At 68.7% G+C, this 5,771-nt stretch carries 6 protein-coding genes and 1 pseudogene; 3 read left to right on the top strand and 4 right to left on the bottom strand.

The features are described 5' to 3' along the window. From O3Q52_RS47660 to O3Q52_RS47650, 3 genes are all read right to left on the bottom strand, one after another. Positions 1 to 361, bottom strand: a 361-nt coding sequence (locus O3Q52_RS47660) for a hypothetical protein (protein ID WP_269654706.1), incomplete at its 3' end; no start/stop codon positions are given. Between the two features lie 99 nt (positions 362 to 460). Next, on the bottom strand, positions 461 to 2,044 hold the full coding sequence (locus tag O3Q52_RS47655; RefSeq protein ID WP_269654705.1) for a cytosine permease: 1,584 nt from the start codon (positions 2,042 to 2,044) through the stop codon (positions 461 to 463). 432 nt (positions 2,045 to 2,476) lie between these two features. Further along, positions 2,477 to 3,049: a hypothetical protein gene (locus O3Q52_RS47650; protein ID WP_269654704.1), complete on the bottom strand. Its 573-nt coding sequence runs from the start codon at positions 3,047 to 3,049 to the stop codon at positions 2,477 to 2,479. A gap of 307 nt (positions 3,050 to 3,356) precedes the next feature. On the opposite strand from O3Q52_RS47650, the gene O3Q52_RS47645 reads away from it, so the two are divergent. Further along, the gene (locus O3Q52_RS47645; RefSeq protein ID WP_269654703.1) at positions 3,357 to 3,788 is read left to right on the top strand and encodes a protease inhibitor; all 432 of its coding nucleotides are present in this window, start codon (positions 3,357 to 3,359) and stop codon (positions 3,786 to 3,788) included. Positions 3,789 to 4,004: 216 nt separating this feature from the next. Here O3Q52_RS47645 and O3Q52_RS47640 read toward each other — a convergent pair whose 3' ends face one another. Then, positions 4,005 to 4,196: a hypothetical protein gene (locus tag O3Q52_RS47640; RefSeq protein WP_269654702.1), complete on the bottom strand. Its 192-nt coding sequence runs from the start codon at positions 4,194 to 4,196 to the stop codon at positions 4,005 to 4,007. Between the two features lie 173 nt (positions 4,197 to 4,369). Here O3Q52_RS47640 and O3Q52_RS47635 point away from each other — a divergent pair, with 173 nt between their 5' ends. Together O3Q52_RS47635 and O3Q52_RS47630 are read left to right on the top strand one after the other, a co-directional pair. After that, entirely contained in the window at positions 4,370 to 5,086 is a 717-nt protein-coding gene (locus O3Q52_RS47635) for a MerR family transcriptional regulator (protein WP_269654701.1), read from the top strand. A 267-nt stretch (positions 5,087 to 5,353) separates the two neighbouring features. Beyond that, positions 5,354 to 5,771: pseudogene (locus O3Q52_RS47630) on the top strand (sugar ABC transporter permease); the annotation flags it as partial.

Below are 5,771 nucleotides of genomic sequence, written 5' to 3'. Positions count from 1 at the left end.
CCCGCTCCCGGTGCGGCACCCGCTCGCAGGCCTCCAGCCGTGCGTCGAAGCCGTGCTCCCGGCAGTGCGCGTCGAAGAGTTCACGCAGTCGCGCGACTCCGGACGCCGGGATGTCGTGGAGCATGCGGCCGGGCTGCCGGCCGAAGGAGTGGGCCGCGGTGTCGGCGTCGGGGCCGGTGACAGTGAAGTCGGTCGCTCCGCTCACATCGGCGGCGACCGCCGGATCCTGGACGCCGAACGCCCCCGGGTCCACCTCCGCCGGCGACCGCTCCCCGCTCCACATACCCAGGTGACCACCGTCGAGGACCACCAACTCACCGGACGGACACGTGATCGCGCCCAGCTCGTAGATCTCTTCCATGGCGCGGCAGTCTACGAAGGCACCGCTCCTCGACGACCCCCTGCCGAGCGGGCTGTCCGGTTTTCGCCCCTCGAAGTGCTCAGAAGCCGTCAGAAGTCGTCAGGAGCCCTCGGTGGCCAGGACCGGGCGGTTGGCGTCGGTGTCGCTGCCCGGTCCGGTGATGGGTGGTACCGGTACATCGACGGTACGGGCCAGGCGGGCGCCCTCCGGCCCGTACGCCGCCCGCGGTTCGGGGAAGAACCACAGCAGCGACAGGAACAGCACGGCGGAGACCGCCAGGGAGATCGGCAGGCCGATGTCGATCCCGCCGGCCAGGTCACCGAGCGGGCCCACGAACTGGCCGGGGATGTTCGTGAAGAGGACTCCGATGACGGCGGAGACCCACCAGGCGGTCATCCCGCGCCAGTTCCAGCCGTGCGCGAACCAGTAACGGCCGCCCCGCTGGCGCCGGTTGAAGACCTGGAGCGCGTCGGGGTCGTACCAGCCGCGCCGGGTGAAGAAGCCCAGCATCATCACGACCATCCACGGCGTCGTACACGTGATGATCATCGTGGCGAACGTCGAGATGCTCTGTACGAGGTCGAAGCCGAAGCGCCCGACGAAGATGAACGCGATGGACAACACGCCCACCAGCACCGTCGCCTGGACCCGGGACAGCCGGGGGAACACGGACGAGAAGTCGAGCCCGGTCCCGTACAGCGCGGTCGTGCCCGTCGCCATGCCGCCGATCAGCGCGAGCAGACACACCGGCAGGAAGAACCAGCTCGGCGAGATGGCCAGCAGCCCGCCCACGAAGTCCGGGGCCGCGGGATCGACGTAGTCCGGTGCCTTCGCCGCGATGATGCTCGCGGTCGCCAGGCCGAAAACGAACGGCAACAGGGTCGCGATCTGCGACAGGAACGCGGCGCCGATCACCTTGCGGCGCGGAGTGCTCGCCGGGATGTAGCGCGACCAGTCGCCGAGGAACGCGCCGAAGGACACCGGGTTCGAGAGCACGATCAGGGCGGAGCCGATGAACGACGGCCAGAACAGATCCTGTGTCGCCGCGTCGGCCGACGCCGTGAAGATCCCCGCGTACGAGGAGTCGAAGTCCCCGGCGAAGGCCACCGCGCCGAGCAGGAACAGCAGGGTCGCCGAGGTCACCGCGACCTTGTTGACGAACAGCATGAAACGGAACCCGTACACGCACACCGCGAGCACCAGCACGGCGAACAGCGCGTACGCGACGACGTACGACAGGTCGCTGCGGCTCAGTCCGAAGAGCCGGTGCGCACCGCCGACCAGGGCGTCGCCCGAACTCCACACCGAGATGGAGAAGAACGCGACCGCGGTGAGCAGCGACAGGAACGAACCGACGACCCGGCCGTGCACGCCCAGGTGGGCGGAGGAGGAGACGGCGTTGTTCGTGCCGTTGACCGGCCCGAAGACCGCCATCGGACAGAGGATCAGCGCACCCGCGATGACCCCGAGGAGCGTCGCCGCGAGCCCCTGCCAGAAGGAGAGGCCGAAGAGGATGGGGAAGGCCCCGAGTACGCAGGTGGAGAAGGTGTTGGCCCCACCGAAGGCGAGCCGGAAGAGGTCGAGCGGGCTCGCGGAGCGGTCCGCTTCGGGGATCCGCTCGACGCCGTAGGGCTCGACCTCGGTGAGGGACGGGGGCTGCGTGGCGGGGGAGTTCTGGGACAAGGAGGGGCTCCAGCGAAGGACCGACACCCCGGGGGCGTCAGGGCGGGGGAGCGCGTGATGACGCGGCTGGCCGGACGGCGTGTCGCTGTCGCTTGGGTGCGCGGAGCGCGGGGAAGCCGTCCCTTGGTGCGGTGATCTGCCGAAGCTAAGGGCTGGGCCGAGGCCCGCACCAGTGGACGAACCATCCATGTTCGCGGTCGCCGGTGGACGAATCTGTCATCGGCTCTTGTCAGTTGCCGGTGGCCGAACCGCACGGTCTCGCGGGCGGCCCTGTCCGTCGGGTGATCGCTGTCATCCGCCGTGGCTCACGGGCGTCAGAGCCGCGAATCCGCAGGCGAGCAGCGCGAGCACGGTCAGCCGTGCCCGGAGGCTGTTGACCACTTTGCGCATGAAGTCCTCCCGTTGACGTCGTTTCCCGAACCGGCTCAGGTGTCAGTTGTCGGTCGGAGTGTCCTCGGGGCCCGCGTCCTCGGCAATGGGTCCCGGACCGTCGGGCCCCTGTGCGCGAACCCGCTGTACGTGCCCCAGGGAGTCCCGCAACTCCGTGAGCCAGTCGTCCGCATGGCGCTCGACGAGGCGGACGCACCAGGCGAGCGCGTCGCTGCGGCTGCGGGCGACACCGGCGGCGATCAGGGTGTCGAGGACCTGCCGTTGCGGCTGCCGCAGGCGCGTCATCACGGGCGCCGCGACATGCGTGAACAGGGCTCGCTCACCGCCGCACTCCACACCCCACGAGACCTTCTTGCCGAAACGGTGCTCGGCCTCGCGGGCCACGGCGACCCGGGCGTCGCGGGTGCGCTCGCGGAACTCCTGGATACGGGAGCCGACGGCCGCCTCCCGCTCGGCGTCCGAGGCGCTCTCGGCGAGCCGGGGTTCGGGGATGCGGCCGACGACGGTGATCTCCTCGCGGTCGACCGTGACCTCGCCGAGGCTCTCGAAGAGGTCGTCAGGAAGACGGCCGGCGAACCAGCCGCGCAATTTCTCGTGGTGTTCGGATGTAATCATGTAACTACGATTACTCGCTTGCAGTCCGGATGCAAGGGTCCGGCGCTCAGCTGGAAGCGGAATGTTTCAGGCCTATTGCTGAGCAGTACATATCCGGCCAGCGTGTCCACTCGGTGACGCAGGGTCCGCTCAACTCCGGGGTCTGCGCGTTCGAATTCCGTAACTTCACGCCACTGATTCAATACGCAAGGTTACTGAAACGCGTGGGGTCGACGTGTGTTTCCGGCGCGGACTCGGCAGACTCGCGCTCGCCGCACCGGCACTCGACCGAGCCGGCGGCAACCAACCGAGCGGAAGGATGCACACAATGCCGAACACCGCGCGCTGGGCAGCGACGATCACGCTGACGGCCACCGCCGTATGCGGACCCCTCACCGGGTCCGCCCTCGCCGCCACCCCCTCGCCGAACTCCCTCTACGCCCCCTCCTCCCTGGTGCTCACCATGGGCCACGGCGAGCTCAAGGCCGACGCCGCCCCCGGACGCGCGGTCACCCTGACCTGTGCGCCGGCCGCCTCGGGAACCCACCCGGCGGCGGCGTCGGCCTGCGCCGAACTCCGGGAGTCCGGAGGGGACTTCAACACCCTGCCAGGAAGAACCGAAGTCATGTGCACCCGCGAATACGATCCCGTCGTCGTCACGGTCGACGGTGTCTGGCAGGGCAAGCGGGTGTCCTATGAACGCACCTTCTCCAACGAGTGCGTGAAGAACGCCTACGGGTCGACCGTCTTCACGTTCTAAAGGACCGGGGTCGCGCGGTTCGCCGATGTGCGTCGACGGAGGCCCGCGGATGCGGATGGGGAGTGCGGGTCCCCTCGCGGAGTGCCACGCGATCTCGCAACAGGGGCCGGCGGAGACGGAGTGGGGCCGTCTCCGCCGGCCCCGGCGTCATTCCCGGGACGGCCGCGACGTCAGTCCTGAGCCGAGTTCGGCCTCAATCCTGAGCCGATCCCGGCGTCATGCCGAAGTGGTGATGCTCCAGGAACCCACTTCGCGGTAGGCGGAGTCGGAGACGGCCGCCCCGTCGCCCGGCTTCAGCTCGTAGTGCTGGAGGTTCCCTCCCCAGTAGCGCAGGATCCGCCCCAGCTCCCGCGCGGCGTTCCCCTCCCAGGCGGTGTCGCCCATGTCGACTTCGAGAACGAACTTCATGGCGAGGCCCTCCTCTTCCTGGTCCTGTGGCCCCGGTCTTGTTCCGGACTGCTCTCCTTCAATCGTTTCATTGAAGTGCTTCTTGAGACTTGAGCCGAGTTCGTGCCAGTCCAAGGCCACGGCCTACTCTGTAACCCTCAAATCAGGGTGAAGCGGCAGGCTGAGGAGACCGGGTGGGCGACCGACTGCGGGCCGTCGATCTCGCGCGGGAGGCGGGCATCTCGACGCAGCAGGTCCGCAACTACGTGGAGACGGGCATCCTGCCGCCCGTCGAGCGCACGGACAGCGGCTACCGGGTGTTCACGACCGCACACGCCGAAGCGCTCAGGGCCGGCCGCGCGCTGGCTGTCGGGCACGGCTGGCCGACGACCGGCGCGATCATGCGGGCCGTGCACGGCGGCGACCTGGAGACCGCGCTCGCCGTCCTGGACGAGAGCCACGCCGAGCTCCACCGGGAGCGCACCGAACTCGCCGAGGCCATCCGGGCGCTGGACACGCTGATCACCCACGAGGCCGAGCCGCCTGACCGGGACCGTGGCGGGATGCGTATCGGTGAAGTGGCCGACGCCATCGGGGTGCAGACGCCTGTCCTGCGGCTGTGGGAGACGCGAGGCCTGCTGCGGCCGACGCGGGAGAAGGTCACCGGATACCGCCGCTACTCCGCCTCGGAGGCGCGGCTCGCCCAGATCGTGGCGCTTCTGAGGCGTGGTCACCATCCGTTCTCCACCATCGAGCCGGTCCTGTCCGAACTGCGCACCACCGGCAGCCCCGAGCGCGTACGGGCCGAACTGGCGGGCCGGGAACGCGAGTTGCATCTGCGGAGCCGGAGCCGGCTGGAGGGCTCGGCCGCTCTCCACGCGTACCTCCTGGCGCTTACGAAAACGTTTTAAGCGGTCTCCGCAGGTCGGCGGGCGCACCGCACCAAGGCCAACTACCGGTCTGTGTCAGAAGTGTTGACCCTGGATTGGAAACGTTTTAATTTCCCCTCACCCAACAGCCAGAGGTGAGGAGGCTCCGTGGCCGCGGTGGTGCGGGAGCGTGCAGGTAAGGAGGCGGTGACCCCATCCCGCCGCCGTCCGACCGGTGCGTTCAGGGGGAGAAAAGGTTTCCAGAGCCGCAGGAGCGGGAGCCGAAGAAACCGGGCGCTGTTCCTGCTGATGCTCCCCGGGCTCGGCTACTTCCTGCTGTTCCACTACGGCGCCCTGGCGGGCAACGTCATCGCGTTCAAGGACTACGTGCCCTTCGACGGCATCTGGGGCAGTCCATGGGTGGGACTCGGCAACTTCCAACGGATGTTCCAGGACGCCGAGTTCTGGGACGCGGTCCTCAACACCCTCTGGATCGCGGTCCTCCAGATCGTCTTCTACTTCCCCGTACCGCTCGCCCTCGCCCTGCTCCTGCACACCCTGACCTGGACCACCGTCCGCCGCTTCGTGCAGTCGGTGGCGTATCTGCCGCACTTCATCTCATGGGTGATCGTGGTCGCCCTGTTCCAGCAGGTCCTCGGCGACACGGGGCTGGTGAACGGTTATCTCGGCGACGCGGGCCTGAGCACCGTCGACATCATCGGCAACC

Source organism: Streptomyces sp. ActVer, assembly GCF_027270795.1.
Taxonomy (GTDB): Bacteria; Actinomycetota; Actinomycetes; order Streptomycetales; family Streptomycetaceae; genus Streptomyces; species Streptomyces umbrinus_A.
The sequence above is the reverse complement of the archived record's forward strand: the minus strand, read 5'-3'. Positions and strand labels throughout refer to the sequence as shown.

Excerpts from the sequence above, each read along its gene's own strand:
- O3Q52_RS47650 (WP_269654704.1), bottom strand. The coding sequence starts at position 3,049 with ATGATTACATCCGAACACCACGAGAAATTGCGCGGCTGGTTCGCCGGC.
- O3Q52_RS47645 (WP_269654703.1), top strand. The coding sequence starts at position 3,357 with ATGCCGAACACCGCGCGCTGGGCAGCGACGATCACGCTGACGGCCACC.
- O3Q52_RS47640 (WP_269654702.1), bottom strand. The coding sequence starts at position 4,196 with ATGAAGTTCGTTCTCGAAGTCGACATGGGCGACACCGCCTGGGAGGGG.